Annotated in this window: 28 protein-coding genes and 3 pseudogenes; 20 read left to right on the top strand and 11 right to left on the bottom strand. The window is 69.1% G+C overall.

The window, feature by feature from the left end; translation table 11 throughout:
* The first annotated feature begins 64 nt into the window (after window positions 1-64).
* Window positions 65-1,747 carry a sulfate permease gene (sulP, locus tag G3I60_RS11385; protein ID WP_239069733.1) on the top strand — a complete coding sequence of 561 codons (1,683 nt, stop codon included), beginning with the start codon at window positions 65-67 and terminating at the stop codon, window positions 1,745-1,747.
* Window positions 1,748-1,936: 189 nt separating this feature from the next.
* Here sulP and G3I60_RS11380 read toward each other — a convergent pair whose 3' ends face one another.
* The 4 genes and pseudogenes from G3I60_RS11380 to G3I60_RS11365 form a co-directional block, all read right to left on the bottom strand.
* Entirely contained in the window at window positions 1,937-2,656 is a 720-nt protein-coding gene (locus G3I60_RS11380) for a CBS domain-containing protein (protein WP_164293202.1), read from the bottom strand.
* A 292-nt stretch (window positions 2,657-2,948) separates the two neighbouring features.
* A complete protein-coding gene (locus tag G3I60_RS11375) occupies window positions 2,949-3,674 on the bottom strand; it encodes a universal stress protein (RefSeq protein ID WP_343241934.1) in 726 nt (241 codons plus the stop codon).
* A 114-nt stretch (window positions 3,675-3,788) separates the two neighbouring features.
* Window positions 3,789-5,369, bottom strand: a pseudogene (locus tag G3I60_RS11370) (oleate hydratase); the annotation flags it as partial.
* Window positions 5,370-5,585: 216 nt separating this feature from the next.
* Window positions 5,586-6,488 (bottom strand): universal stress protein, encoded by a 903-nt coding sequence (locus tag G3I60_RS11365; protein WP_164293200.1) that lies wholly within the window; start codon window positions 6,486-6,488, stop codon window positions 5,586-5,588.
* A 448-nt stretch (window positions 6,489-6,936) separates the two neighbouring features.
* On the opposite strand from G3I60_RS11365, the gene G3I60_RS11360 reads away from it, so the two are divergent.
* From G3I60_RS11360 to G3I60_RS11345, 4 genes are all read left to right on the top strand, one after another.
* Window positions 6,937-7,794 (top strand): universal stress protein, encoded by an 858-nt coding sequence (locus G3I60_RS11360; RefSeq protein ID WP_203672725.1) that lies wholly within the window; start codon window positions 6,937-6,939, stop codon window positions 7,792-7,794.
* Complete coding sequence (locus G3I60_RS46345; protein WP_164293199.1) at window positions 7,757-8,233, top strand: DUF5133 domain-containing protein; 477 nt, start codon at window positions 7,757-7,759, stop codon at window positions 8,231-8,233. Before G3I60_RS11360 ends, G3I60_RS46345 begins: the two co-directional genes overlap by 38 nt.
* 50 nt (window positions 8,234-8,283) lie before the next feature.
* Entirely contained in the window at window positions 8,284-8,739 is a 456-nt protein-coding gene (locus tag G3I60_RS11350; protein WP_164607066.1) for a universal stress protein, read from the top strand.
* A gap of 121 nt (window positions 8,740-8,860) precedes the next feature.
* Window positions 8,861-9,343, top strand: a complete 483-nt coding sequence (locus G3I60_RS11345) for a general stress protein (protein WP_203672723.1) — start codon at window positions 8,861-8,863, stop codon at window positions 9,341-9,343.
* Between the two features lie 167 nt (window positions 9,344-9,510).
* On the opposite strand, the gene G3I60_RS11340 is transcribed toward G3I60_RS11345, so the two are convergent.
* The gene (locus tag G3I60_RS11340; protein WP_164293197.1) at window positions 9,511-9,975 is read right to left on the bottom strand and encodes a pyridoxamine 5'-phosphate oxidase family protein; all 465 of its coding nucleotides are present in this window, start codon (window positions 9,973-9,975) and stop codon (window positions 9,511-9,513) included.
* Between the two features lie 94 nt (window positions 9,976-10,069).
* The gene (locus G3I60_RS45330) at window positions 10,070-10,165 is read right to left on the bottom strand and encodes a universal stress protein (protein WP_239069731.1); all 96 of its coding nucleotides are present in this window, start codon (window positions 10,163-10,165) and stop codon (window positions 10,070-10,072) included.
* Window positions 10,166-10,472: 307 nt separating this feature from the next.
* Between G3I60_RS45330 and G3I60_RS11335 the strand changes: the two genes are divergently transcribed.
* The 6 genes from G3I60_RS11335 (at window position 10,473) to G3I60_RS11310 (ending at window position 14,964) form a co-directional block, all read left to right on the top strand.
* Window positions 10,473-11,342 carry a universal stress protein gene (locus tag G3I60_RS11335; RefSeq protein WP_203672721.1) on the top strand — a complete coding sequence of 290 codons (870 nt, stop codon included), beginning with the start codon at window positions 10,473-10,475 and terminating at the stop codon, window positions 11,340-11,342.
* 232 nt (window positions 11,343-11,574) lie between these two features.
* Window positions 11,575-11,916: a metalloregulator ArsR/SmtB family transcription factor gene (locus G3I60_RS11330; protein WP_164293196.1), complete on the top strand. Its 342-nt coding sequence runs from the start codon at window positions 11,575-11,577 to the stop codon at window positions 11,914-11,916.
* A 68-nt stretch (window positions 11,917-11,984) separates the two neighbouring features.
* Complete coding sequence (locus G3I60_RS11325) at window positions 11,985-13,640, top strand: SulP family inorganic anion transporter (protein WP_203672753.1); 1,656 nt, start codon at window positions 11,985-11,987, stop codon at window positions 13,638-13,640.
* Window positions 13,637-14,086: a pyridoxamine 5'-phosphate oxidase family protein gene (locus G3I60_RS11320; RefSeq protein ID WP_138351966.1), complete on the top strand. Its 450-nt coding sequence runs from the start codon at window positions 13,637-13,639 to the stop codon at window positions 14,084-14,086. Before G3I60_RS11325 ends, G3I60_RS11320 begins: the two co-directional genes overlap by 4 nt.
* 32 nt (window positions 14,087-14,118) lie before the next feature.
* Window positions 14,119-14,499, top strand: coding sequence for an ATP-binding protein (locus tag G3I60_RS11315; protein ID WP_138351967.1), 381 nt, complete (start codon window positions 14,119-14,121; stop codon window positions 14,497-14,499).
* Between the two features lie 51 nt (window positions 14,500-14,550).
* Window positions 14,551-14,964 carry an anti-sigma factor antagonist gene (locus G3I60_RS11310; RefSeq protein ID WP_164293194.1) on the top strand — a complete coding sequence of 138 codons (414 nt, stop codon included), beginning with the start codon at window positions 14,551-14,553 and terminating at the stop codon, window positions 14,962-14,964.
* 30 nt (window positions 14,965-14,994) lie between these two features.
* Here the strand turns inward: G3I60_RS11310 and G3I60_RS11305 are convergent.
* The 4 genes and pseudogenes from G3I60_RS11305 to G3I60_RS11290 all read right to left on the bottom strand — a co-directional run.
* A pseudogene (locus G3I60_RS11305) lies at window positions 14,995-15,150 on the bottom strand (aminotransferase); the annotation flags it as partial.
* A gap of 48 nt (window positions 15,151-15,198) precedes the next feature.
* On the bottom strand, window positions 15,199-16,404 hold the full coding sequence (locus G3I60_RS11300) for a malic enzyme-like protein (protein ID WP_164293193.1): 1,206 nt from the start codon (window positions 16,402-16,404) through the stop codon (window positions 15,199-15,201).
* Window positions 16,405-16,459: 55 nt separating this feature from the next.
* Window positions 16,460-16,870 (bottom strand): pyridoxamine 5'-phosphate oxidase family protein, encoded by a 411-nt coding sequence (locus G3I60_RS11295; RefSeq protein ID WP_164293192.1) that lies wholly within the window; start codon window positions 16,868-16,870, stop codon window positions 16,460-16,462.
* Between the two features lie 241 nt (window positions 16,871-17,111).
* Window positions 17,112-17,309 carry a hypothetical protein gene (locus G3I60_RS11290; RefSeq protein WP_138351971.1) on the bottom strand — a complete coding sequence of 66 codons (198 nt, stop codon included), beginning with the start codon at window positions 17,307-17,309 and terminating at the stop codon, window positions 17,112-17,114.
* 547 nt (window positions 17,310-17,856) lie between these two features.
* Between G3I60_RS11290 and G3I60_RS11285 the strand changes: the two genes are divergently transcribed.
* The 3 genes from G3I60_RS11285 (at window position 17,857) to G3I60_RS11275 (ending at window position 19,168) form a co-directional block, all read left to right on the top strand.
* Window positions 17,857-18,231, top strand: coding sequence for a hypothetical protein (locus G3I60_RS11285; protein WP_138351973.1), 375 nt, complete (start codon window positions 17,857-17,859; stop codon window positions 18,229-18,231).
* Between the two features lie 150 nt (window positions 18,232-18,381).
* Window positions 18,382-18,744: a metalloregulator ArsR/SmtB family transcription factor gene (locus tag G3I60_RS11280; protein WP_138351974.1), complete on the top strand. Its 363-nt coding sequence runs from the start codon at window positions 18,382-18,384 to the stop codon at window positions 18,742-18,744.
* 34 nt (window positions 18,745-18,778) lie between these two features.
* Window positions 18,779-19,168, top strand: coding sequence for a CBS domain-containing protein (locus tag G3I60_RS11275; protein WP_164293191.1), 390 nt, complete (start codon window positions 18,779-18,781; stop codon window positions 19,166-19,168).
* Between the two features lie 661 nt (window positions 19,169-19,829).
* Here the strand turns inward: G3I60_RS11275 and G3I60_RS11270 are convergent.
* Window positions 19,830-20,198 (bottom strand): metalloregulator ArsR/SmtB family transcription factor, encoded by a 369-nt coding sequence (locus tag G3I60_RS11270; RefSeq protein WP_164607064.1) that lies wholly within the window; start codon window positions 20,196-20,198, stop codon window positions 19,830-19,832.
* 512 nt (window positions 20,199-20,710) lie between these two features.
* On the opposite strand from G3I60_RS11270, the gene G3I60_RS11265 reads away from it, so the two are divergent.
* The 6 genes and pseudogenes from G3I60_RS11265 to G3I60_RS11240 all read left to right on the top strand — a co-directional run bounded on the left by G3I60_RS11265 (window position 20,711) and on the right by G3I60_RS11240 (window position 26,616).
* On the top strand, window positions 20,711-21,220 hold the full coding sequence (locus G3I60_RS11265) for a flavodoxin domain-containing protein (protein WP_164293189.1): 510 nt from the start codon (window positions 20,711-20,713) through the stop codon (window positions 21,218-21,220).
* On the top strand, window positions 21,217-21,798 hold the full coding sequence (locus tag G3I60_RS11260) for a hypothetical protein (protein ID WP_164293188.1): 582 nt from the start codon (window positions 21,217-21,219) through the stop codon (window positions 21,796-21,798). Before G3I60_RS11265 ends, G3I60_RS11260 begins: the two co-directional genes overlap by 4 nt.
* A gap of 188 nt (window positions 21,799-21,986) precedes the next feature.
* Window positions 21,987-22,208: pseudogene (locus G3I60_RS11255) on the top strand (hypothetical protein); the annotation flags it as partial.
* A gap of 99 nt (window positions 22,209-22,307) precedes the next feature.
* Window positions 22,308-23,324 carry a type I glyceraldehyde-3-phosphate dehydrogenase gene (gap, locus tag G3I60_RS11250; RefSeq protein ID WP_164293187.1) on the top strand — a complete coding sequence of 339 codons (1,017 nt, stop codon included), beginning with the start codon at window positions 22,308-22,310 and terminating at the stop codon, window positions 23,322-23,324.
* A gap of 74 nt (window positions 23,325-23,398) precedes the next feature.
* Entirely contained in the window at window positions 23,399-24,142 is a 744-nt protein-coding gene (locus tag G3I60_RS11245) for an HAD family phosphatase (RefSeq protein ID WP_138352089.1), read from the top strand.
* A 2-nt stretch (window positions 24,143-24,144) separates the two neighbouring features.
* Window positions 24,145-26,616 (top strand): glycoside hydrolase family 65 protein, encoded by a 2,472-nt coding sequence (locus tag G3I60_RS11240; RefSeq protein ID WP_164293186.1) that lies wholly within the window; start codon window positions 24,145-24,147, stop codon window positions 26,614-26,616.
* Window positions 26,617-26,791 lie beyond the last annotated feature (175 nt).

Genomic DNA, 26,791 nt, shown 5'->3' with positions numbered 1-26,791 from the left:
CGGCGGCGACCGTCCACCGGAGCGGGGGGAGTTGCGTGCCCGGGTGGTAGAGGCCGGCAGGCACTTGCTGCCGGGGCTTGTCGTGCTGTCCGGCTACCGGCGGGCCTGGCTGCGCGGAGATCTGCTCGCCGGGGTGACCGTGGCGGCCTACCTGGTTCCTCAGGTGATGGCGTATGCGGGGCTGGCGGGGTTGCCGCCGGTCGCCGGCCTGTGGGCGATCGTGCCGCCGCTGTTGCTCTACGCGCTGCTGGGCTCGTCCCGGAAGCTGTCGGTCGGGCCGGAGTCCACCACGGCGCTGATGACCGCCACCGTCATCGGGCCGCTCGCCGCCGGGGACCCGGCCCGGTACGCGGTTCTGTGCGCTGCTCTCGCGGTCGCGGTCGGGCTGCTCTGCCTCGTCGCCTGGGCGGCGCGGTTGGGCTTCGTCGCCGATCTGCTGTCCCGGCCGGTTCTCGTCGGCTACATGGCGGGGGTGGCCCTGATCATGATCGTGGACCAGCTACCCCGGCTGACCGGCGTGCCCGTGCACGGGACGGAGTTCTTCCCGCAGCTGTTCTCCTTCGCCCGGCACGTTCCGCAGGCCCATCCGGCCACGCTGGCCTTCGCCACGGCGGCCCTGGTCTTCCTCTTCGCGGTGCAGAGCTCCTTCCCCCGGCTGCCGGGGCCGCTGCTCCTCGTCGTCCTGGGAACCGCTGTTGTCGCCGTCTTCGGGCTGGAGCACCACGGGATCACCGTCATCGGCGCCATCCCCTCGGGGTTGCCCCGACCCGCACTGCCGGACCCGGGCGACCTGCCGCACCTGCTGCTGCCCGCGCTCGGCGTACTGCTGGTCGGCTACACGGACGTCATCCTCACCGCCCGCGCCTTCGCGACACAGGACGGCGGTCACCAGCTCGACGCCAATCAGGAGCTGCTGGCGCTGGGCGCCGCGAACCTCGGCGCCGGAGCCCTGCACGGCTTCCCGGTGAGCAGCAGCGCCAGCCGTACGGCGCTCGCCGACGCGGCGGGCGGCCGCACCCAGGCCTACTCCCTCGTGGCGCTCGGCGCCGTGCTCGCCGTGCTGCTGGTCGCAAGCCGGTTGCTGGCCCATATCCCGGCGACCGTGCTGGGCGCCATCGTCGTCTACGCCGCTCTACGGCTGATCGACCTGCCCGGTTTCCGGCGGCTGGCCGCATTCCGCCGCAGAGAGCTGTTGCTGGCGCTCGGCTGCCTCGTCGGCGTCCTGGCTCTGGACATCCTCTACGGCGTGCTGGTCGCCGTCGGCCTCTCCGTCGCCGAGATGCTGGCCCGGGTGGCCCGCCCGCACGACGCGATCGAGGGGCGGGTCCCCGGGATGGCCGGGATGCATGATGTCGACGACTATCCGCAGGCTCGCACGATCACCGGGCTGGTCATCTACCGCTACGACTCACCACTCTTCTTCGCCAACGCCGAGAACTTCCGCCGCCGCGCCCTGTCCGCCGTCGACGAACACCGGGGGCCGGTGGCCTGGTTCATCCTCAACACAGAAGCCAATGTCGAGGTCGACATCACCGCACTGGACGCGGTCGAATCCCTGCGCAAGGAACTCGGCCGGCGCGGCATCGTGTTCGCCCTCGCCCGTGTGAAGCAAGAACTGCGCGACGACCTGGACGCGTACGGACTGACCGAGGCGATCGGCCCGGAAAGAATCTTCGCCACGTTGCCCACTGCCGTGGCGGCCTATCAGGACTGGCTCGCGAAGCGCCACGGGGCAGGCGCTCCCTGACGAAGGGCAGGACCGGGGGCGGGATCCGTGCGGCAGAACGGCAAGGAGGCCGCCGCTCCGACCACTCGGCACCGGATTCACCCATCCTTCGATCCTGCCGGAACAGCGTCGTAGCGATCGGACCGCCAACGCCACGATCGCCGGACTTCCGTCACGGTTTCGTCGCCTCTGTGCCCGTTCCGCGGTTCCTCAGAGCTTCCGGATCCAGTCGTCGGCCACACCGTGCAGTGCCGGTTCGGCAACCTTCAGGTGCGAGTCGTCGAGCTGGTACGTGAGCTTGTCGACCACGGCGACCACTCCGTCGATCAGCGGGGTAAGACGTAGCGCGATGCCGATCTCGCTGCGGCGTTCCAGCCGCCCCTCCAGCGTCACCACCCCATCATCCACGGTGACGCCGATGGCCTGCGGGACGACCCACAGGGTGCGGACCAGCACCTGGTCGATCACATCGCGGCGGATGTCGCTGTCCGGCCGCAGGAAGACCTGGAGCAGGTCGCGGCGGGTGACGATGCCGATCAGGCGGTCCTGCTCGTCGACGACGGGCAGCCGCTCCACCTTCTGCTCCATCATGGTGCGGGCGGCCTCGGCGATGGAGTCCTCTGCGTGCACCGTGACCGCCGGCTGGGACATCAGCTGCCCCGCGGTACGGGCCCGGACCTTGATCTGCTCCCGGCGATGGCCGTGGAAGAGCCGGCTCCACCGCGAAGCGGTTTCAGCGACGCTCGCGGCCTGGCGCATCATCAGGTCCGTCTCGGAGATGACACCGATGACCTTGTCGTCGCCGTCGACGACGGGAAGTCCGCTGATGCCGTGCCGGGACAGCTGCTCTGCAACCACTTTGAACGGCGTGGCGTGGACGGCCTTGACGACATTGGCCGTCATCACGTCGGTGATCCTGTTGTGCCTCATCACTGATTCCCCATCTCGGTGTGAACGCCCTTCTGCGGTGACGACTTCAGCGTCCACCTGTGCGAGCCGCCTTTCCAGAGGCCGCCCGGCCCTGCGGCGTGGGCCGTACGGTCCACTCATCAGCGGGCACCCCGCTGCAGCGGGATCCGTCCAGTCCGGCTCACCTCGAGAAGGCGACCCCGACGCCACGCAGCCTGTCCCATGCCGGTTGTCCCCAGCCCTGAGGCCAGAACGCTGTCCGGCTTCGGTGGTGGAACCGGCATCGACCCGGTCCTGTCACCGGCGGTGTGCGTCAGGCCGGAACGAACGCGACCGGACTCTCCGCGAATTCGGCGACCGCGTGCCCCACCGGGCCGAGCCCGTCCGGTCCGCGTCCCAACACGACCAGTCCCGCGTGCGAGGACGCGTTCACCAGAGCCCACGACGCGGTGAACAGCCGCACATCCGGAAGAACATCCACCTCGGCGTACTTCTCCCGCCAGCGACGCAACGCGTCATGGAGGACCTGCACTTCCTCGTCCTCCCATTCGGCCCGGTCCTCCTCCAGAACCGTGTACCGCGCACGGCCCTTCACTGGCGCCGGCAGCCGCCAGGCGTGCACCACGCGTAGCCGACAGCCCTGCCGTTGCGCGGCGTCAAAAGCGAAGCCGGTCGCAGTTGCCGCCGGGTGGCGCGCGTCAAGCCCAAGGACGATCTCGCCGGCTGTGGCTTCCCGTACCAGGACCACGGGGCACTGTGCGCCGGCGGCAATCCGTCTGGCATCGCGGTTCATCGCACTGATCACGAGGAGGCCGGCACCGGCCGAAGCCGAAAGGAGGGCGGACTGCGGGCGCTCATCTCGCTGAGTCGTCATCGACAGCGCGGGATGCCGCACCCTTACAGCGGCCAGCACCCCGTCAAGGCCACCAGGTAATCCGGAACCCATCAACCGTAATGCGCAGCGACGCCGTTGCGCCTCCGCCGCTGCCCATTCAGCAGTCTCCAGACCCTGAACGGAACCGTCCACACCAGCGACCACACAACGCTCCCCCATGGAGCTCACCTCCGGACTCCACTTTCGGCTCGTCATAGGAGTTTCCGCTTGGGTCGGTCAGTCCCTGGTCTGCAGCAGGCCGCAGACCGGTTGGGAGCATTACCGCTGATGCATCGTGGTCAGCGCGTTCATGAGCACTCGCGGATCGCGCTGTCCCTTATAGACCGACGGCGGCTCCTTGCCGAGCTTGAGGAGTGTGTTGACGGCGGTCCAGGCGGTGCGTACCGAGTACTCCACCGTGAAGACCACGTCATCGGGAACCTCGGCGAACTGGCCGATGAAGGCCAGGTTGGTGGAGCCCTTCGGTACTACCTGCGGACGGTCACCGTGCTCACGGACCAGGAACTGGCTGGTGATGTAGGGCATCAGGCACGGGATGACGGTCGAGGTCTCCGCAATGCGGTCCAGGTTCGCTTCGAAATTCAGGTGGTGCAGGACCTCGCGCAGAATCTCCTGCCCTGTGCAGTCGGTCATCGGCTTGCCGACGTAGTCACCGGATCGATCCGGGAAGAGCCCGTAGCCCCACCAGACCGTGACGCCGTCGGGCTGCTCGCGGTACACCGGCTGGTGGTTCAGCACGATGGTGAGCAGCCAACTGGAGGACGGGAAGGTCATCAGACCGCCCTCGCCGGCCTCGCGCCCGCTCAGCGCCTCCATGAGCTCGACGAACAGTGGGTCCTTGCAGGTGACCGTGAAGGACTCCCAAGTGGAGTCCTTCACACTCCGGTCGAAGACGTGAGGGTTACCGAAGTCGTCGCGTCCTCGGGCCAGCCACTGCCAGAGCCGCCAGGACCCCGGCTGTTCGGAGGCAGCAATGACGGGTATCGGGGCCGCGGTATCGGATCCCAGACTGGAATTGGCGGTCATGGATCCGTTGGTGACGAGAACGAGGTCGTCGGGCGCTACGTGGATGTCTTCTCTGAGACCACCGTGGGTGTACAGGATCCGCTCGACGGTGGTCGCGTCACCCGGTGCGAACGCCAGGTCGGTGACCAGGCAGCCGGTGCGGGTGGTCACGCCTTGGTCGTTCAGCCACTTCTGGAGCGGACGCACGATGGAGTCGTACTGGTTGTACCGGGTCCGGTAGATCCCTGACATGGTGGCGAAAGTCGGGAACAGGTGCACGAAGCGGTTGAGGTAGCGCCGGAACTCGATGGCACTGTGCCATGGCTCGAACGCGAAGGTCGTGCACCACATGTACCAGAAGTTGGTGGTGAAGAACTCTTCGCCGAAGCAGTCGGAGATCCGCTTTCGGTTCAGGAGGCGCTCGGGAGTGGCCATGCAGGCGACCAGATCGAGGCGGTCGCGTTCGGAGAAGCCCATGGAGCGGACATCGATGATCTTCCCGTCGCTGTCGACCAAGCGGGCAGCGTCATCCCAGGGAAAGGCTTCGTGAGCAGCGAAGGTGTCCTCGGTAACCGAAATCGACGGATCGTCGACGGAGGGGATGGACGACAGCAGATCGTAGGTACAACGGAACTGGCCCTCGAACATTCGGCCGCCCCGCATCGAGTACCCGGTCTCCGCGGTGCCTCCCGCATCCAGGCTGCCACCGATCACCTCCTGCTCCTCCAGCAGGTGGATGTCACAGCCCGCGAATCCGCCGTCGCGGATCAGGAGAGCGGCGGCTGACAGTGCAGCGATGCCGCTCCCCACAAGATATGCCTTGGCCATAACATGCTCCTCTTCATCGTCACTGCGCCCACAGCTGTCACCGGCCGAAACGCCATCTGCTGCGGGCCGCCGGCGGCTCGTCCCCCGGGATCACCACTCTTCGCGGTGATCAATGCTGCGGCCAGGGCCTAATGGCCACCCCCGGCCCGTCCGACCGGTCCAACAGTGTTCATGAGATCGAGCCGCAGGGCCCGGAACCCCAGCCCCGTCGCGCCAGGGCTCTCAGGCGTGCGGTACCACCGCGACCGGTGCCGAGCAGTGGTGGAGCACGGCGAGTGTGATGGGGCCGATATGCCTGCCGATCGGTGAGTGGCTGGTGCGCCGACCGACGACCAGGAGTGACGTGTCCGCAGAGGCGGTCAGCAGGTGCTCCGCAGGCTTTCCCGGCACGGACTCTTCGATCAGCTCTACTGCGGGATACTTGTCCCGCCAGGGACGCAGCATCTCGGTCAGGGCATGCGCCTGTTGAGTTACGAGAGCGGATTCCGGAGTGCTGCCGACCGTTGCGTCGCGGTGCTTGTAGGCCGACGGCAGCTTCCAGCAATGGATGACGCGCAACCTCGCGGAGCGTTGCAGAGCTGCGTCGAACGCGAACTCGAGCAGTTCGTCGCAGGGCCGTGCGAGATCGAGGCCGAGTACCACATCGCGGTACGGAGTGACGGTCGACGCAAGCCCGGCTTCGTCGGGTTGGTGTTCGTCCTGCGCGGTCTCGCCGGACCGTATGAGAACCACCGGCCGCTCGGCGCAGGCGACCGTTGCCAACGACGCTGATCCGACGAGGAAGCCCGAAATGCCCTTCGCCTGGAGGGAGCCGAGAACCAGAAGCTCGGCTTCTTCCGCGACGACCGGGAGAACAGCCGCGGGTTGCCCTCCCACCTGGTCAATGACGATCTCCAGCGCGGGGTACTCCCGGGTGAGCTCAGCGGCGGCCTCGCGCGGTATCCGCTGGGCCCAGTGGCGTTGTGCTTCCAAGCCGTCAGATGTCTCGCCGGGATGGGGATGCCAGTTCCAGACATGGACGAGCCGCACTGGCAGGTTCCTGCGCAGCGCATCACGGGCTGCCCAGCGAGCGCCGGCCATGCTTTCAGGGGAGCCGTCCAGGCCGACAGCAATGGGAGCGGACACGAGAGTTACCTCCAGAAGAGAGTTTCGGTGAACTCGTTCGACAGCAGCCTCCGGCTCTCCACACGCCCGGTACAGGGGCCGCACGGCCCGCTCCGGGGCCGATCGGCCTTACCCGCGGCACGGTTGACGCAGTATCGCTCGACCGTCAAGTGCCACCTGTAAGCGCGAGCAAGTCTGCAGGAGGGCGCCGCCAGGAAGGCCGGCACGACGCCGGTCACCGACGGTGACCCGCGCACACTGACCGTTCGCCCCGGGGTCGGGCACCGGCCCATGCAAGGGGCCTACTGCGCGGGCGAGCGGGACCGACCGGCCCTACCGCGTGCGGCACACCGCGTGTGAACTGACAGAAGGTGCGGTTTCGCACCCGCCGACGGATCGAGTCAAGCGACCGGTCGACAGGTCGTCGCACACATGGCCGGAATCGGCCTGTCGAGGTGTGGAGAAGATCATGAGCATTGCATGCGTGCTGGCGGCCGTTGACGGCTCTCCGGAGAGTCTGCGAGCCGTGGACTGGGCGGTGGACGACGCCTTCCGCCGCGGAGCGCGGCTGCGGCTCGTCCACGCTTCTGTCTGGGAGCAGTTCGAACAGGAAACCGTGGACGACATTGAACTCGCGCCCGAGCGTAAGGCAATCGAGGACATCCTGGACTCCGCGGCCGAACGGGCGTCCGCGCGCCGGCCCGGCGTAGCGGTGGATACCGAAATGCTCGCCGAGGACGTCCTGTCCGCGCTGCTGGGCCTGCAGCGCTACTCCCCGCTGCTGGTGCTGGGAATCCGCGGCCACGGCGGATTCCCCGGGTTGCTGCTCGGCTCGGTGAGCCTGCGGGTCGCCGCGAGGGCCGCGTACCCCGTCGTGGTGGTTCGCGGTGAACGTGAGCCCGCGGAGGTCGGGCGCGGCCGTGTGGTGCTGGGTGTGGGGTCGCACGATGTTTCAGCAGCGGCGGAGTTCGCGGTCGAGGAAGCGGCGGCGGGACATGCCGACCTGGAGCTCGTGCACGCATGGCGCCCCGAGATCGACATGTCAGGGGTGTCAGTGGTGATGGACGCCGGTGCGGCGGCCGACCGCGCACAGAACCTGCTGGGCGCAGTGCCCCTTCCCGAGACGGGAGTCAGCGGTCTGCGGGTACGGCGCAATGCTGTGCAGGGCCGGTCTGCCTCCAGCTTGCTGCGTGCGGCTGCCGGAGCAGACCTTCTCGTACTCGGCGCACGCCGCCGGCACGAGCATCCGGGCCTTCAACTCGGTTCGGTGAGCCACGCCATGCTGCACCATGCCCCGTGCCCGGTGGCGATCGTGCCCGCTCGCTGACCCCCGCCGCCGGAGGCGGCCGCCTTGCACCAGGGAGGACCACTCAGGGGCGCACACCACGCTGCGGCCGCGATACGGCCCGGTGCATCGCAGGTTCTGGTCCTTGCACGCACGGTTGTCGTCGCCTTTGAAGGGCCCGACCAGACTGATCCACGAGGACCATTCGGCGTTCAGCGGGACCTTCGGCCCCTCACGCATCCGGGGACGGCAGAGCACGCTGGGTGCAGAGCAACAGGCACTCGCTCACAGCGCCACTTCCAACCCGGACCTTCACCGGCGACTCCCGGACGTTTCGTACACGTCGCGTGTCTCCACCGGTGCACGTGACATCGATGCGGCGCTCGTCGCCGCATGCACGCGGACCCGGTCGATGCCATCCGTCCCCCGAACACCCGCGGTGGTCCCATCACAGCGGGTGTTCCTCAGCCCTTCCCCGTAGAGCTCGGTCGGCTCGAAAAGCGGGCAGCGAACCAATCTCAGGAGATCGACATGCCGAAGCAGACCCAGGGACCCGCCCGACGTGTGGTCGTCGGAGTGGACGGGCCGGAGTGTTCCACCTCAGCGCTGCGCTGGGCGATGGCCTACGCACAGTTGACCGATGCCACAGTAGAAGCCATCACCACATGGCAGAACCCCGACATGTACACGTACAGCTACGGGTGGGTACCCGGCGTCATCGACCTCGGTGACATCGCCGCCAGCATCCAGAAGAACCTCGACGAGGTCGTCGCGAACGAGTCGGAGCGCCTCGACCGGCCGGTCGAAGTGCTGGCCCGCGTGGTGGAAGGCCATCCCGCGGAGGTCCTGCTGGCCGCAGCAGCGGGAGCCCAGCTGTTGACCGTGGGCACCAGGGGACACGGCACCTTCGCCGGGATCCTCCTCGGCTCGGTCAGCCAGCACTGCGTCCAGCACGCACCGTGCCCGGTCGTCGTCGTTCCTGAATGAGATGCCTGCCGGCCAGCTCCTCCGTACCGCCCCGCGAAAGAGAGCTTGGTCGGCCCCTACCCATCGCCACACCGGCGCCATCGGATCCGCGGACCATCGATCATGCCGGGAGGCAGCCATGATGAACACGACAGCAGTGAAACCAGGACGAGGACCCGTCGAACGGCATCCGGGCGAGCAGGTGTCACTCGGCTCCTTCCCCACCTACGACGAGGCGCAGAGCGTCGTCGACTACCTCGCCGACCACGAATTCGAAGTGGAGACCACCCAGATCGTCGGAAGCGACCTCCGGATGGTGGAGCAGATCACCGGGCGGCTGAACTGGGAGCGCGCTCTGCTGTACGGAGCCACGAGCGGAGCATGGTTCGGAGCCTTCGTCGGCCTGCTGCTGAGCATCCTGAGCACGACAGCCTTCTGGAAGGCCATGGTCTGGGGCCTGAGCTGGGGTGTGCTGTTCGGCGGGATCTTCGCGCTGTTCCAGTTCGCCATGACCGCGGGACGCCGGGATTTCACGTCCAGAAGCGCCGTCATTCCCAGCCGTTATCAAGTACTGGTCATGGCGTCGCACGGCGATCACGCGCGATCAGTACTCGGCACCCGGTGAGCACCTGGCAGGCCGAGACCACGGTCCGCCGCTGCCCTCGACGCTAGGAGACAGTCCGGCCCCACAGAGCCGGCCGGCGGGTCCCCCGTCGGCCGGCTCTGTGGCGCTTCGGAACGCACCGGGTGGACGACACACTCACCGTGACCTGGTACCACCCAACCTGGTGGTCAGGCCTTCTCAAGACGGAATCCGGTGATGAGACCGGGCCGAATGCTCAGCACGCGGCCCATCGGGCCGCCGATCAACGGACGGAGCAGTTCCCCATACCGCTGGCCGTCGCGGCCGTCCGTAACGGGCATCGCATAGCCGGTGACGACCACGCTCCAACCGAGGTCCGTCTTCGGGTCGATGGCATCGGCCTCATAGGCCACGACAATGCCGGGGCAGTCGTCGGGCGCCGTGAGCGCGGCGATATCTCCGCCGTCGAAACCCCAGAGGACGATGTCCCCGGCGTCGATGATGTGGTTGACCGGGCATACTGCCGGCAGTGCGTGGCGGGTGAAGACGATGCGGCCGAGAGTGACCGTGCCGAGCAGTCTCAGGGCTTCGTCGGGTTCGAGCGTCGCCGTATGCCGCGGCCCGATTGCGGTGCGATCAGCCGTCGGCGTTCTCGGGGTGATCCCGTGGTACATCCTGATCGCCTCCCTCTCCAACTCCCCTACAGATCACCGCTGTGCCGAACACCGAGTGCTTCCTGCGCGGCTGGGGCCGTCGCCGTCGTGATCCTCAGCCGAGAGGAACCGTGAGCACCGGGCAGTGTGCCCGGTGGAGCAGTCCGTGTACGACGGAGCCGAGTTCCGAGCCGCTCGTGGTACTTTCCACGGTTCCTCCTCACCGAGAACCAGCAAGGGTCCAGCTCTCACGCTGCCACAGCGGACTCTCCACGCGGAGGGCCGTTCAGGTCTCAGACGTGGGCCAAGAGTCCCCGTGTACACCCTCCCCAACAGCAGGCTGCTGCGTGCGGAGTGCGTGATCCGGTCCGGCGTCCCGGGGGTGGGCGGGGGCTGGTCGGTCCGACCAGGGGCCGTTTGGCCCCTCCTCCGCATCCTTGTCCCGGGCCACTCTGAAAGACCGCAGACCCGCCGCTCCGCCGGCTACCGCTGGAACGTGCCCCCAGGAGGCTCCCGCCATGAAACGCCATGTGACCGTCGGCATCGACGGGTCACCCGAGAGCCGGGCAGCAGCCATATGGGGTGCACGGGAGGCATCCTTGCGGGAGGTCCCGCTGCGACTCGTCCACGCGGTCGACTGGCCCATGAGCCCAGCCATTCCGCGGTCGGGCCGGGAGAGCGCCGACCGATGGGCCGACGAGGCGCTCACCGAGGCTTCGGAGGACGTACGCCGCCGGTACCCGGGCCTGGAGATCACCATCCGCTGTCTCTCCGGCAGGCCGGCCGCAGCCCTGGCAGCCGAGGCCACCGACGCAGAGCTGCTCGTCCTCGGCTCCCGCGGCCTGGGCAGCCTGGTCGGCTTCTTCGTCGGTTCGGTGGGCATGTCGACGCTCGCGGCCACGGAAACCCCGGTGGCCCTCGTACGGCCGCCGGAGGAAACCGGGCCCACGGAGCCCGCCGGGTACGGCGAGATCGTCGTGGGCGTGGACATCCACGAAGCCGCCGACAGACTCCTCTCCTTCGCCTTCGAGGAAGCTGCCCGTCGCAAATGCGCCCTGCGGGCCGTGCATGGCTGGAAGCTTCCTCCCGCCTACGAGTACATCCCCTTCTTCGACCCCGACAACGAACGGGACATCGGCCGGAGTGTCACGCAGATGCTGGACGACATGCTGAAGCCGTGGCGAGACAAGTTCCCCTCCGTTCGCGCGGACTCCCAGGCGTTCATGGGACCTGCCGGCAGCCGACTGGTTCAGGCTTCGGTGGGCGCGGACCTCGTCATCGTCGGCCGGCATCTGCGCCGCTCGCCCCTGGGCGCCCATCTCGGGCCGGTCGCCCACGCCGTGCTGCACCACGCCATCGCCCCTGTCGCCGTCATCGCCCACGACTGACCACCCGGAGCACAGCCCCCGAACGGAGGCGGTGCGTCCACGGCCAAGGCCGTTGAGCTCACCACCGGTGTGCGCTGCGACTGCTCGCCCTCCAGCTCCGACATCCTCATGCGCTTTGATAGAATTGCAAAAAATGGCAATTCATTACATGCTGTGAGTGCTGTGTCTGCAGTCATCGATGGCACAGGACGAAGCCCAGTCCGGTGGAAGCCGGCGACGAGGAGGGCGCGCTGTGGCGGTTCCGCTGTATCAGGCCAAGGCAGACTTCTTCCGGATGCTCGCGCATCCGGTGCGGATCCGGGTGCTGGAGCTGCTGCAGGACGGGCCCATACCGGTCCGCAAGCTGCTGACGGCGATCGAGGTGGAGCCGTCGAGCCTGTCGCAGCAGCTCGCCGTGCTGCGGCGGTCCGGGATCGTCACGTCCACCCGGGACGGTTCGACCGTGGTGTACGCGCTGGCCGGCGGAGACGTGGCCGTGTTGATGTCCGTGGCGCGCACCATCCTCGCGCAGGTTCTCACCGGCCAGAACGAGCTTCTTGCCGAGCTGCGGAAGAACGAGGTCGTCTCCCGGTGACTACGGTGCTGCACGATGTCTGGGGTTCGATCCGCTCGCTGCTCCCGGTCCGGGCGGATTTCTCCGGGATGCGACGGCAGCCGCGCCGGGATCTGCTGGCCGGGCTGACAGTGGCGATCGTGGCATTGCCGCTGGCTTTGGGGTTCGGGGTCTCGTCCGGGCTCGGCGCGGAGGCGGGGCTGGCCACCGCTGTGGTGGCCGGCGCGGTGGCTGCCGTCTTCGGCGGGTCGAATCTGCAGGTGTCCGGGCCCACCGGGGCGATGACCGTGGTGCTGGTCCCGATCGTGGCGCGGTACGGGCCGGGCGGGGTGCTCACCGTCGGGCTGATGGCCGGGCTCATCCTGATCGCACTGGCTGTGGCGAAGGCCGGCCGGTACATGAAGTACGTTCCGGCGCCGGTCGTGGAGGGCTTCACGCTGGGTATCGCCTGCGTGATCGGACTGCAGCAGGTGCCGGCCGCGCTGGGTGTGGCCACGCCAAAAGGCGAGAAAGTACTCGTCGTGGCCTGGCGCGCGGTGGAGGAGTTCGCGGCGCATCCGAACTGGACGGCCGTCGGCCTGTCGGCCGGTGTCGCGACGCTGATGCTGGCCGGTGCCCGTTGGCGTCCGACGGTGCCGTTCTCCATCGTCGGGGTCATCGCAGCGACCCTCGCGGCACAAGCCGCCCACTTCGACGTGGCCCGGATCGGGCATCTGCCGGCCGGCCTTCCCGCGCCCTCCCTCGGATTCCTGGACCTGTCCACAGTGTCCTCGCTGCTGGGTCCGGCGATCGCGGTGGCCGCGCTCGCCGCCCTGGAGTCGCTGCTGTCGGCGACCGTGGCCGACGGCATGACGGTGGGGCAGAAGCACAATCCGGACCGTGAACTGTTCGGGCAGGGCCTCGCCAACCTGGCTGCTCCGCTGTTCGGTGGAGTTCCCGCGACGGCTGCCATCGCGCGTACCGCGGTCAATGTGCGCTCCGGGGCGGGTTCCCGGCTTGCCGCCCTCACCCACGCCGTGGTCCTGGCGGCGATCGTGTTCGCGGCGGCGCCGCTGGTGGCCCGGATCCCGTTGGCCGCGCTGGCGGGGGTCCTGTTGGCCACCGCGATCCGGATGATCGAGGTCGGTTCGCTGCGGGCGATGGTCCGCGCCACGCGGGGTGATGCGCTCGTCCTGATCCTCACCGCGCTGGCGACACTGGCACTCGACCTCGTGTATGCGGTAGTCCTGGGGCTGGTGGTCGCGGCGGTGGTCGCCCTGCGCGCGGTCGCCCAGCACGCCCGGTTGGACCGGGTCCCGCTGGAGCACGACCCGGCGGGCGATCACAGCGTCGAGGAGCATGAGCTGCTGGCCGAGCACATCGTGGCGTACCGGATCGAGGGGCCGCTGTTCTTCGCCGCCGCGCACCGCTTCCTGCTGGAGCTGACCGATGTCGCCGATGTGCGGGTGGTGATCCTGCGGCTGTCACGCATCACCGCACTGGATGCCACGGGGGCACTGGTCCTCAAGGACGCGGTGCACAAACTGAGTCGTCGCGGGATCACCGTGATGGCATCAGGCATCCAGGCCGGCCAACGGCAGGCTCTGGACGCGCTCGGTGTCCTGGATCCGTTGTATGCCAACGGCGGAGTCTTCAGCACCACGCCGGAGGCGATCCGCGCGGCCCGAACCCACCTGCAGCGCACGGGAGTTCTGGTGATCCCCGCTGAAGCCGCCAAAATCCCTACCGAGGAGCCGGCCGGATGACCTCCATGTCCCACAGAATGACGGAAATGATGGGGCCCGAAGCCCTGTGGCTGCTCAGAGGCACCACCGGTGGCCGTCTGGTGTTCGTCCAACGTGGGCTGACCCAGGTCCGGCCCGCAGTCCATGTCCTGGAGAACGGTCGTCTCATCGTCCGTGTCCCGGCGCCCGAAGGCGCCCTCGCGGGACCAGCCGTTGTGACGTACAACGCCGAGGAGATCGTTGCGGCACGGCGCAGCGGGTGGTCGATCAGCGTCACCGGACCGGTCGGACTGATCGTTGACGTCGACGAGGCCGCACACTACCGCCGTACGCTCCCCGGCTGGGTCTTCGGTCCGCATGACACGCTCGCCCACATCAGCCCGCAAACCGTTCGCGGCTATCGGCTCGCCGCTGCTACGGCCGCCACTGCGGAGATTGCCGATTCAGGAAGGTCGAACGGTTCGTGACCCGGATCGCTGACTTGCATCACCGGCACGTGATGACCGTTCCCATGGCGCCCGGTGCGGTGGCCCGGGCGCGTGAGACCGCCGAAGACGTCTACCGCGCCTGGGGCATCAACCGGGCTCACCCCGTCATGGGGCCCGCGCTGCTCATCCTGAGCGAACTGGTCGCGAACAGTGTCCGGCACGCCGCTACGGCGTCCCCGCAGGCCACCGTCACGTACGCGGCCGGGGCGGATGTTCTGGCCTTCGCGGTCCACGACCGTCATCCCCATCAGCCGGACCTGGTCGAGTTCGCCGTCGCCGGTGGTGGCCTGGCGATGATCGCCGAGCTGACCGCCGAGCTCGGGGGTACCTGCACGGTGCGTCCCGACGCCGACGGAGGCGGGAAGAACATGTGGATCACCCTGCCGCTGTAGAAGCCCGGCCCGCAGCGGTCACATCGAAGAAGGAAGAGCGAGAAACAGAACATGACCATCCAATGGCACTACACCACCCTCGAGGGTCTGGGGCTCCTGTCCGTCTCCGGCTTCCTGGGCGCTGACTCCGTCTCACGTTTCGGCGGAGCGGTGGGCTGGGTGCAGGCCCGAGGCGCCGGCCCCGTGATTCTCGACCTGGCTCTCCTGCAGGGATGGTCAGCAGCGGGGCAGGAGGCCGTGACCGAAGCGGGCCGCCGCCTCGCTGCCGCCGGCCGGCCGCTGGAACTCGCTGCGATCCCCGCCGACGGGCTGGTCGTCCCCGGCGAATCGCATCCGCCGGTGACCATCCACTACGACCTGGCCGCGGCCTTGTCAGCCCATTCCGTGTCTGCTGAGGACTCGAGCGGCCAGCAGGAGTGGCGGACCACCGGCTGGCCGGAGAACGGTCTGACACCCACCACCTGAACCACCGCCGGACCGACTCGTCAGGGCTGGCTCCGGCGGGGCCTCGAAGCCGAAGGCCGCCGGGTTGCCGGTGTTGAGTTTCACGATGGGGTGCCCCGCAGCCTCCAGCCGCATTGCCTCGTGGAGCACTGGTCCGCGAATATCGTAACAGACATTCGCCAGCTTGGCGGACTGGGTCACCTGCATGCGCATCGCCTTACGGGTAGAGAGCGACCAGGGGTGTGATCCCTGGGGTCAGACATCGGTGGGGTGCGAGGAGCCGGGCAGCAACGCGAGCGTCAGCGCCTGGACCAGCCCGGCTTGCCCGACCGGCGGCAGCAGGCCCCCTGCCGGAGCCCGTGCGGCCAGCGCCCGCACCGCGCTCACCAGGCCGTGCGGACCCAAGTGGCGGGTGCGGGCAGCGACGGTGAGCAGGGCCGGCAGTGCGTGAAAGGGGTGTGGCTGCTGAGTGCTCGCATGCAGAGGCGGGAGCTCCTGCGGGCAGGCACGCAGGACCGGAGTCCCGTCCCGGGGTGCCGGCAGACCGAATAGATCCACCACCAGATCAGCGGGAAACGGCGTGATAGGTGAGCCGGACGTATCGATGGTCAGGTCACGGATACCCGCGGACAGCAGTAGACCGGACAACTCGCAGCCGGCTTCGGGCCCGGACAGCACCACCCGCGCCGTGTCCAGCGGAATCCCTTTGCGGTCCAGGGCGTTGAGCGCGGCTGCCGCGGTGGCGACGGCATGGGCGTGGCAGACGGCATCGACGACGGGGGTCGAGGAGCCCTCCAAGGCCGCCCGGACGGCATGGGCGTACAGGGGATGGGTGTGGATCAGGCACAGGACAGCGAAGCCGGGTGCGAGAGCTGTGGCGATCGTGGCGAGGGCCCCAGGGGTGTCTGCCGCCACCGGCAGGGGGTGAATGTCCAGGCCGGTGGCACGGCGCAAATGGACCGCGGCGGACTCCAGAGCGGGCAGCACACAGGTGACCGGCAGGGGACCCAGGCCGGCGACTGCGGAGGCGTTGGACAGCAGCGCGATGCGCCGACCCCGGCCGGTGTACCGGTCCACGTCACCGCGTTGGAGGAGCAGGTGCTCGATGACGCGCCGGTCCGCCGTGCTGTCCAGCAGGGCCCGATCGCGCTCAGAGGCGGCCGGCACGCACAGTCGCTGCGTGGTCTTGCCGGTGGCGGCCGCTTCGAACACGGGGTCCGCCAGGTGGATCAGGTCGTCGCCGAGCCGGTCACGCAGCAGGTTGCGCAGGCGGTGCAGGGTCTGCGGACCATCGGTGTCGACCATCACGCGCTGCGCACCGGTGTCCGGATGGATGTCCTCAGCGACCAGTGCCGCCCCTGCGGTCACGGCGAGGATCGCCGCCACCGTGGAGAACGCCGGACAGCGGAACGTCACCTCAAGGCCGTACTCGGGTCGCGTTCGGGCAGGGGGCTGGGTCATCGGGCATTCCCCCTGCTGGACGCTGCCGACCGGTGCGGCACCCGGAGTGCACCCGTCACCAGGTGTCGCGGGTAAGGCGGTATCCCGTGATGCGCCGGGGGTGGATGAGCAGGAAATGCTCGGCGTGCACCGTTGCTGTGGCACCCAGTCGCGCCCGGTAGTGCCTCAGGCGGGTGCCGGTGATCTGGTCGGCGAGACCGGTGACGATGACGGTCCATCCGGTGTGGTCCCGCATGTTGATCTGGTCGACCTGATAGGTGAGCTGCCTGGGGAAGGCGAACCGGGATGCCGGGGCGGGCCGTTGCGCGCGCAGGATGAGTTGTCCGTCGTCGAGCAGGTGATGCTGGACCGGGATGGCCGCCAGGGCAGGATCGCAGCGTGTCAGCCGGCCGGCCCTGTCGGACGCCAGCAGGGACCGGGCCATGTCCGCAGAGACGGGCAGCAGGTTGGGCAGGGCTTGCGTCATCGGTGGGCTCCAATGTGGGAAGCGCTCTGTGGGCATGGGGCGGCCGAGGCCGCAAGGGTGCGCGGGCGAGCTCCCACGGCCGGATCGCCTGCGGTGGAACAGGTCGGGCCGAATACCCGCGCCTCCTGTCGCGCACGAGCCCACGTCATGGCTCGGCGCCAGATCCCCCTCGCCCCGGGCCCTGGCACGGGGATCCGCGGTGGGTGGCAGGAGGAGCTCGAGCCGCGGCACGACACCAAGATCACCTCTGCCTCACCGCGGCAGGCGGCACCGGGACCGGCAGTTCGACATCGTGCGTCCGTCCCAGACGCTGCAGTTCCTCCAGGTCGACCGAGTACACGGCGACCATCCACACGTCTCCCGCCTCGGCGGCATCAGCCAGCGCCTGACACAGCGTGGCCGCCTGCCGCTGCAGAGCGGCCCTGAATCCCTCGCCCATCAGCAACTCCCTTGTTTTCCGCCCACACCCGGTAGCGGGGAACGACGGACCGGCAACAGCCATCGGCGCACCTGTGCAGTGGGTGAAGTGGCCGCTCCGGATGTCAGGGCCCCGGAGCGGCCACTAGATGACAACCTTAGCACTTGCTAAGATTGGCAACTATGAAGAATGGAATGAAGAGGCGGATGCGCATCACACCCATCCGCGGCGACGAAGCTCCGGTCCTGTTCTGCCCCGCCTGCACCCTGCGCTGCAGGCCCGCCGCCCTCGACGCGAGCAGCCGCTGTCCGCGGTGTGGGAACGACCGCATGCTGCCCCCGTTCTCCAGCACCGCACGCCGTGCGGGCCGGAGCGCTCACGCGATGCCGCCCCATGAGAACGGCCAAGCCGGAGGCGACCTCGATCAACATCACCCCTGGCCGGGATGGCTCCCCTCCACATGGGCGCGGCGGTTTCGCGACGGGCACCTGGCAGCAGGGCCGGCGGTGGCCACCGCCGGCCCTGCGGGTGCGAGCCCCAGCAGTGAGCGACGGGGGCGGAAGTAGCCATGGAGTGGAATTTCGAAGACCGCAACGGCACCGGCGTGCTGCATCTGTACGGCCATCTGGGCCGACGCGTTACCGACCGCTTCGCCGGAGCGGTCGGCTGGGCCCGGGCGCGAACCACGGGAACGCTGGTGCTGGACGTGTCCGGGCTGATGGGCTGGAGCCCGGACGGAGAGGCCGCGATCCTCGCTGCAGCGCCCGCCGGCTTGGCGCTGTGCGGGCTCCGAGGTCGCCCCACCCCGCTGCTGACGGAGAATGCCCTGGTCGGTGTCCGGGTCTTCCCCGACCTGGATGTCGCTTTGACGGCTCTTGCCCAGGCTCCGGAGCCCGCGGAAACCGGCCGACGGCGGCAGGCGGGGCCCTCGCGCGCCGCCTGAACGAGGAGAACCGCACGGAATTGCTAAAGTCGGCAAGAGATCAGTTCCTTGCTTCGCCCGGGTCGGGACAGGGTGCTCGCACGCCGTTGCTGCCCGGAATCCACCGACCATGTGCCGGGACCCGGCCCCGGAACCCTGGAGGCGGCCCACGTGAGCGCCCCGCTGTACCAACTCAAGGCCGATTTCTTCAAAACCCTCGGCCACCCGGTCCGCATCCGCGTGCTGGAACTGCTCAGCCAGCGGGAACACGCGGTGGCGGAAATGCTGCCCGAGGTGGGAATCGAAGCCGCCCACCTCTCCCAGCAACTCGCCGTGCTGCGCCGCGCGAACCTCGTGGCAACCCGCAAGGAGGGCTCCACCGTCTACTACCGGCTCACCAGCCCCCAGGTGGCCGAGCTCCTGACGGTCGCCCGCACCATCCTCAGCGGCGTCCTGGCCGGCCAGGCCGAGCTCCTGCAAGACCTCCGTGCCACCAATCCCACCCTGACGACCTCGCCACCCGGCCACTCCTGACCGGACCGCGGGCCCGAACCTTGCGGAGCCGACCATGACCGATGCCGCCCGCCCGACCGTCGCCGACGCCATGGCGCCCCCCGAGCTACAGGTGAGCGACCACACGACCATCGACCGAGCCCTCGCCGTGCTCCACGGCGCCCGCACCGACCACGTCCTCATCCGCGACGACGAGGGCCACTGCGCCGGCATCGTCACCCGCGATCAGCTCACCGCCCACAGCGCCCAGCCCTGGTATACCGAGGCCACCCGCGTGCGCGACATCCCCCACGACTGCAGTCCCTTCGCCCTCTCAGACATGCCCCTCAGCGAGGCCGAGGCCACCATGCGCGAGAGGTCACTGGCCGTGTGGCCCGTAGTGGACGACGACGGCGTTGCGCTCGGCGTCCTCACCCTCGGTCCGAACCCAAGGACGGCGGCGTGACGGCCACCGGCGCAGCAGCTGGAAGCGGTTCCGCCGAAGAAACGCTCACCTGTCATGCTGTGGCCAACCTGTGGCCCGGGCGGGGAAATGGGCCCTACCGCCCGCAACATGCCGCCTAGCGGTGCCTGCCCCTGCATTACGGTCCCACCGCAGGCACAGCTTGCGCGTCCCCGCTCTACACAGGCTCTATAGTTGCTAACATTGGCAATTAACGAGTCTCGTAGATTCAGGTGGCCAACGGACCACCCCAGAGGGCCAACTTCCTGCGCCCGCCTGGTTCGACCTGACACCCACGAACGGCGGCCGCCCCGCAGGAGAACCCCCGCTCCGGCAATGCGGGGTGGCCGCTGCACCACGTGCAAGGCGCACCATCGATCGACGGGTAAGGGCCTGGATGATCCTGCTGCGCGGGATCCGCGACACCGGGCGGGTCGCGGAGGCCTCATCGCCACGACTCGTGCCGGATCCGCCTCCCGGCACGCGGACGTAACCCTGGTCACCGGACCATGACACGGAGCATTGCCGAGCCGCTGCACCGAACCGTCGCGGCAATGCCCCAGCCCTCTGATGGTGGCGGTAGTTGATCGCGTGATCGACTGTGGTGAGTTCGCCAACGGCCACGGCACCCGGGGCGCGGTACCGGACGTCGCGCCACGACGCTTCACCGGATGACCTGATCCCCGTTGACTGCGTCATCCGCTCCCTGGTCCGCGTGAAGTTCTGCCAGCAGTCCCTCCTGGCCCGCCAGCAACTGCCCCAGGGTCCGCCGTGCGGCTTGCAGCAGATCCGCCACATCGGCGCCCGCCAACTCATAGTTCACGGTTGCCCCCGAACGGCTGGCGACCACGATCCCCGAACGTCGTAGAACAGCCAACTGCTGCGAAAGGTTCGACGGCTCGACCTCAATTGCGGCCAGGAGATCCCGAACCAGCATGGGCCCAGCTTGGAGGAGCTCCAGCACACGGATGCGTACCGGATGCCCCAGCATTCGAAAGAACTCCGCTTTCGCCTCATAAAGCGGAATCTGCACGTTTGGCAACGTCCCATCTCCCACCTTCTGCAGCCTTCGCTTACGCCGAGCTCCGCCACGAACGCTGGGCAGCGTTCCGGTCCCCCAGCCGCTGCCCTCACGCCACGCGAGTCGACCTGTTCACACCTCACATCGATGAAGGGCCTCGTCACACCTCGCCAGTCGATCCTCATCCATTAAGCAGTCCGTTAAATGCCAAATTGAAGAACTCTTCAAGTGTAAGTCATGTTGGGCCGGTCGGACGGGCCTGCTGGTCGCCCGGACCGCCCGACCAGCCGAACGATGAACACCAAGGCCCAACCCTGTGAACATCGCCGCCACCGCCGCGTGATGGCCAGGGTTCATGGGGCCGGTCGGGCCCTTGGCCGGGCCCTGCGGCCCCTCCCCCAGCGGGTTCACGGCCTTCAGGCTGGAACGGAGCCGGTCCGCCGGCCACCGGCGGGCTCGGGGACGGAACGCGCTGCCGCGCCGCACCGAATTCGCCGGCTGTGAAAGCTGTCAGGAGACCTGTGATGACCGAACGCGTACTCGTCGCGTATGCATCGAAGAACGGCTCCACCGCGGGCATCGCCACGATGATCGCCGAGGCGCTGCGTGAGCAGGGTCTGGCGGCGAAGGCCCGGGCTGTCGGTGAAGTGGAGAGCGTCGGCTCCTACGACGCTGTTGTCCTCGGCAGCGCCCTGTACGCGGGCCGGTGGCGGCGGGAGGCGGTCCGCTTCGCCGGGCACCACGAGGCGGATCTGACCGAGCGGCCCGTCTGGCTGTTCAGCAGCGGACCTCTCGACGCCACAGCCGGCGAACGCATCCTCCCTCCGGTGTCAGGTGTCCAGCGCCTCGTCGACCGTCTCAAGGCCCGCGGACACGTCACGTTCGGCGGCTGCCTGCAGGACGGCGCCAAGGGCCGGATCGCCCGCATGATCGTCAAGTCCGGCCGGGGCGGAGACTTCCGCGACCCGGAGCAGATCCGGCTGTGGGCACGCGGTGTCGCACGCGAACTGGTCAAGGAGGTCGCGTCACCGTGAAGAAGCAACTGTGGTGGCGGCAGCGGCGGAGCAATCCGCTGTGCCGCCGCTCGGACGTGATCGAGAGTTGGGTGAACCTGGCAACGGCACTTGCGCTGTTGCTCCTTCTGCCCGCGGCCGCCTTCACCGCCGGGCGCGCGGCCCACACCGCCGCACTCCAGGCCTCGAAGGAGCAGCGGGCGTCGCGGCATCCCGTGGCTGCGGTCCTGCTGGAGAACGCGCCGGAGGCGGTTCCGCGACCGGGCGGCGGCACTGTGCACTATGACGTCAAGGTGCGCTGGACCGCCGCCGCCGGAACCACGGGGACCGGTGCGGTGCAAGCAGATGCCGGAAGTCTGCGCGGTTCGAGGACCACGGTGTGGCTGGACCGGACCGGCCGGCAGGTCCCGGCGCCCGTGGCCGGCGAAGAGCTCACGTCGATGACGTTGGTCGGTGGTGCGCTGGGCGCCGGCTGCGCGGCATTCGCGATCGTCATGGTGCGCGGACTGGTCCGCCGGGGTGCCGATCGGCGGCGCATGACGGAATGGGAAAGGGCCTGGGCGTTGACCGCTCCCGAGTGGGGCCGGCGTCCGGTGTGACGACGAACCGCGCCTCGACGCCAGCACCGAACAGGTCGGAATCAACGTACCCGGTCGGCTGAACGGGCCCTCGGAGTAGGGACGTTCGGCCCGGTCGTCGGGACTGCGGGCCCCTGCGCTCCCGCTCCCGGCGACGGCACATTGAGAGCGGACGCGGTTGCCGCGTCCGTCCTCCAGATCCCGGAAGGGGCACCGCCATGATGGCGCTGATGTGGATGGCGGAATGGCCGCCGGCCCGGCACGGCTCCGACGGAACGCTGAGCATGTCCAGCAACCCGCTCGTCGACTACCACCTGCTGTACGCGGCCGTCATGATCGCGCTCGCCGTCGCCTCCGCCGGCACCGTCTGGGGCCTCGGCCGGATCCGGACGCGACTGCCGGTCGTCCGCGACCACCGCTGGCTGCTCTGACCCCCACCCGGCACCCGCCCAGCACCGTTGCGTCCAGCCACGTCGCACGACCCGGCGGGACACGACGGACCATCACCGACCGAACGAGGAGACGTCATCATGGCCATACGTGTAGGCATCAATGGATTCGGCCGCATCGGGCGCAACTACCTGCGCTGTGTCCTGGACCGGGCAGACGCCGGCACCGCCCCGGTCGAGGTGGTGGCCATCAACGACATCGCCCCGGCCGCGACACTGGCCCACCTGCTGGAGTTCGACTCGACCTTCGGACGCCTCGGACGGGCGATCAGCCACGACGAGGAGTCGATCACGGTCGACGGCCGGCGCATCGTGGTGACCGCGGTCCGCGATCCGTCGGAACTGTCCTGGGGTACCTACGGGGTGGACATCGTCATCGAGTCCTCTGGCCGCTTCCGGACCCGCGACGAGGCATCGCTGCATCTGAAGGCCGGGGCTCGCAAGGTGTTGATCTCCTCGCCGGCCAAGGACGTGGACCTCACCGTGGTCATGGGCGTCAACGAGACCGACTACGACCACGGCCGGCACCACATCGTCTCGAACGCGTCCTGCACCACCAACTGCGTCGTACCCATGGTCCACGTTCTGCACGAACGCTTCGGGATCATCAAGGGCATGATGACCACCGTCCACGGCTACACCAACGACCAGGCACTGCTCGACGGCCCCCACAAGGACCTGCGGCGCGCCCGGTCCGCCGCCGTGAGCATCATCCCGACCAGCACGGGCGCCGCCCGCGCAGTGGGCATCGTGCTCCCCGAACTGGCCGGGGTCCTGGAGGGCATCGCGGTACGGGTTCCGGTGGAGGACGGGTCCCTGACCGACCTGACGGTGCTGCTCCGGCAGGACGTCACCTCCGAGGAGGTCAACGCGGCATTCACGGAGGCCGCCGAGGGGACGTTGCGAGGCGTCCTGCGAGTGACCGACGCGCCGATCGTCTCGCGCGACATCATCGGCGACCCGGCGTCGTGCATCGTCGACGCGGGGCTCACCCAGGCGCAGGGTGACCTGGTGAAAGTCTTCGGTTGGTACGACAACGAGTGGGGTTACAGCAACCGCCTGCTGGACCTCACCACCTACGTCGCGGCCCGGCTGTGACGACGGCGGGCCACGACGCCGCGCGACGGCTGCGCTCCCGGACGAAGGAGAACGCCGACGCGTCAGCGACGCCGATGCTGCCGATCCTGCAGTCGGTCCGGGCCGTGGTGTTCGACACCGACGGGGTCATCACCGACTCGGCCCGGGTGCACGCCGCCGCCTGGCAGACCGCATTCGACGCCTGCCTGCGGGCAGCGGGAGACGACCGCCCGTTCGACCCGGTGGAGGATTACCGGCGCTACGTCGACGGTAGGAGCCGCCTCGACGGCGCGGCCGCCTTCCTCGCCTCGCGCGACCTGCGGCTTCCCCTGGGCGATCCCGACGACCCGCCCGGAACGAGTACCGTGCAGGCGGTCACCGCCCGCAAGGAGCAACTGTTCACGCGGCAGCTGCGGTCAGGTGGCATCGCCGCCTGGCCGGGCACCGTGCGGGTACTGCACGCGCTGCGTGCCGCCGGTGTGCCCTGCGCCGCCGTATCCGCCTCCCGCCACGCGCCCGAACTCCTGGCGGGCGCGGGCGTACAGGACCTGTTCCGGACCGTGGTGGACGGCAAGGAGGCCGCCCGGTTGAAACTGGCGGGAAAACCCGACCCTGCACTGTTCCTGGAAGCCGCCCGTCGCCTGGGCGTACCCGCGGCGGAAGCGGCCGTGATCGAGGACGCTCTGGCGGGCGTGGAAGCGGGCCGCCGGGGCGGCTTCGGCCTGGTGGTCGGCGTCGACCGCACCGCGGGACCGACCAGCGCCACCGATCTGCGCGAACACGGCGCGAGCATCGTGGTCCGCGACCTGGCCGAACTGCTGATCGGTGGAGGAAGCTGACGATGCCGGACCGGACCTGGAACTATGAGGGATACGACCCAGCGCAGGAGCGGCTGCGCGAATCGCTGTGCACCCTCGGCAACGGCTACTTCGCCACCCGCGGCGCCGCGCCCGAGGTGGCGGCGGGCACCGCGCACTATCCGGGGACCTACGCGGCGGGCTGTTACAACCGGCTGACCTCGAACATATCCGGACGTACGGTCGAGAACGAGGACATCGTCAACCTGCCGAACTGGCTGCCGCTGCGCTTTCGCGCCCGTGACGCGGCCTCCGACCCGGATCCCGACGGCGGCACCGCGCCCGGCCCCTGGTTCTCCCCCGACGACGGTTCGCTGCTGGAGTACCGACAGGTCCTGGATCTGCGCCAGGGAACGCTGACGCGACGGATGCGGCTGTGTGACGTGCGGGGCCGCCGGATCACCGTGGTGCAGTCCCGACTCGTGCACATGGGCGATCCACATCTGGCCGCCCTGCGAACCGAGTTCACCGCCGAGGGCTGGGCAGGCGAGCTGGAGGTGGAATCCGCCCTCGACGGCGATGTCACCAACTCGGGCGTCGACCGCTATCGCGATCTGAACGGCCGGCACCTCGGCCGCTGGCACACCGGGGTCACCGCGCCGGACACCGTGTGGCTGGAGTGCCGCACCACCACCTCCGACATCCTCATCGCGTTGGCCGCCCGAACCCAGGTGGCCGGCAGCATCCCCACCTCGGTACGGCTCGTCGCAGGGGACCGCACCGCCACCCATGCGCTGAGGCTGCCGATCGCGCCCGACGCCCCTGTCGTCGTCGAGAAGACCGTCGGCCTGCACACGTCGCGCGATCCGGCGATCAGCGATCCGCTGCACGCGGCCATCGGCCGGGTGCGGCGGGCCGGCGACTTCACCACGTTGCTCGCGTCCCACGAAGCCGCGTGGGAGCGCCTGTGGCAGCGGGCGGAGCTGGAGGTGCCGGGCGAGGCCGGAGAGGTGCTGCGGCTGCATCTGTTCCATGTGCTGCAGACGCTCTCCCCGCACACCGCCGATCTCGATGCAGGCGTGCCGGCCCGCGGGTTGCACGGCGAGGCCTACCGCGGCCATGTCTTCTGGGACGAACTGTTCGTCCTGCCCTTTCTGAACCTGCATCTCCCGGAGGTCTCCCGGGCCCTGTTGTCCTACCGCTACCGGCGGCTGGGCCAGGCGTGCCGGTCGGCGACCGCGGCCGGCCGGACCGGCGCCATGTATCCGTGGCAGAGCGGAAGCGACGGCCGCGAGGAGACCCAGACACTGCACCTGAATCCCCGGTCGGGACGGTGGCTGCCCGATCACTCACGCCTCCAGCACCATGTCGGTTCGGCGATCGCCTACAACGTCGTGCAGTACTGCCAGGCCAGCGGGGACACCGAGTTTCTGCACACGGCGGGCGCGGAGATGCTGTTGCAGATCGCCCGCTTCTGGGCGGACAGGGCGGTCTGGGACAAGGAATACGGCCGTTACCGGATCCGCGGCGTGGTCGGCCCGGACGAATACCACGACGCGTATCCCGGTGCCGCAGAGCCAGGCCTCGACGACAACGCGTACACCAATGTGACCGCCGCCTGGGTCCTGACCCGCGCTCTGGAACTCGCCGCGAGCCTGCCGGCCCCACGCCGCCAGGCGCTGTTCGAGCGCATCGGGCTGGACACGGGAGAACTCAAACTCTGGGAGGACGTCTCGCACCGGCTGCGGGTGCCCTTCCATCGCGGGATCATCAGCCAGTTCGAGGGCTATGGCGACCTGGCCGAACTGGACTGGGACGGCTACCGTGCCCGGCACGGCGACATCCGGCGCCTCGACCGGATCCTGGAGGCCGAGGGCGACACCGTCAACGGGTACCAGGCGTCGAAGCAGGCCGACGTACTGATGCTCGGCTACCTCTTCTCACCGGCCGAACTCACCACGCTCTTCCGACGCCTCGGGTACGGACTCGACGACGACACCTGGCGCACGACCGTCGACTACTACCTGCGCAGAACGAGCCACGGTTCGACCCTCAGCGGGCTGGTCCACGGATGGGTACTGGCCCGGGCCCGCCGAGCCGGTGCCTGGAAGTACTGCCAGGAAGCGCTCACAGGCGACGTTGCCGACCTTCAGGGCGGCACCACCGCCGAGGGCATCCACCTGGGCGCCATGGCCGGCACGCTCGACCTCGTCCAGCGCGGTCTGACCGGACTGGAACTCCGCGAGGACGAGCTGTCACTCGACCCGGCGCCGCTCCCGGAACTGTCGGAATACGGCCTCTCCATCCGCTACCGAAGCCATTGGGGCATCGGGCTGACCATGCACGCCGGAAGCCTGAGCATCAACGTTCCGCCGTCCGACGAGCCTCCCGTCCGCATCCGGCTCGCGGGCCGCGCCCTCACCCTCGCCCCGGGAACCTCCCGCACCCTCCAGCTGCCCGCGGGCGGGATGGGGTGCGGTGGCGGTGAGACCACCTGTGAGCCCATCGAAGACTGAAGGGGCGGTGCGGGCGGGGCGGGGGGATCGTCACCTTCCGTGACCAGCTTGCAACAGCGTCGTACCCGGGCCGCCCTGCCGCCGGCTGAGGACGTTCGGCCCCTGCCCACGTCCGCGCCCCGGGGTGAGGATGAGAGGGCAGGCAGGAACGACGGTCGACCAAAGCGGCGAAGCG

This window comes from Streptomyces sp. SID13666, assembly GCF_010548325.1.
Taxonomy (GTDB): domain Bacteria; phylum Actinomycetota; class Actinomycetes; order Streptomycetales; family Streptomycetaceae; genus Actinacidiphila; species Actinacidiphila fildesensis.
The sequence above is the reverse complement of the archived record's forward strand: the minus strand, read 5'-3'. Positions and strand labels throughout refer to the sequence as shown.